The organism is Capnocytophaga sp. oral taxon 332 str. F0381 (assembly GCF_000318275.2).
GTDB lineage: Bacteria > Bacteroidota > Bacteroidia > Flavobacteriales > Flavobacteriaceae > Capnocytophaga > Capnocytophaga bilenii.
The window spans coordinates 2,891-3,398 of the sequence record NZ_KB291272.1; the positions used below are offsets into that span (position 1 = coordinate 2,891).

Annotated in this window: 1 protein-coding gene; it reads right to left on the minus strand. The window is 29.7% G+C overall.

What is annotated here, in order from left to right; translation table 11 throughout:
- Positions 1–197 precede the first annotated feature (197 nt).
- Positions 198–508: hypothetical protein (locus HMPREF9075_RS02845; protein WP_009414969.1), on the minus strand; the 311-nt coding region annotated here is incomplete at its 5' end.

Below are 508 nucleotides of genomic sequence, written 5' to 3' on the forward strand. Positions count from 1 at the left end.
TGTAACAAAGGTAAGAACTCTTTATCAGCTTCAATTTTCTTTTCCTCTTCTTTCCTTTTACTATCACCTATTTTTACAGGGCTGTTGCCCACTTCAAATTGCATACTTTCAAAGCTAAGTTCAAAAGTATTCGTTTCTTTCTTGCCTGCGTAGGCTTCTACTTTTATGTAATAATTTTGTGTTTCTGAATCTTCTTTTTAATCCACTTGATCTTCATAGGTGTAATACTTTAATCCTGAATCTTTTACTTTTTCTTTTTCAATATAAACATCTGGGTCATCTTCTATTACATCATTTGTTATAGAAAAATATTTATCTTTTCTTTTGATATGATAAGTATATCTATTGCTGTATATGTTACCCCACTCATATAATTTTGGGTCATCCTCATACTGAGACTCTTCCCCTATATGTATGTTTACTACCCCTGAAATAGTATCTATTTTATTGATTTTTAAAAGAAACCAATCCATCGATATTTTATCTATCAAAAGATTGTCTCTAATCT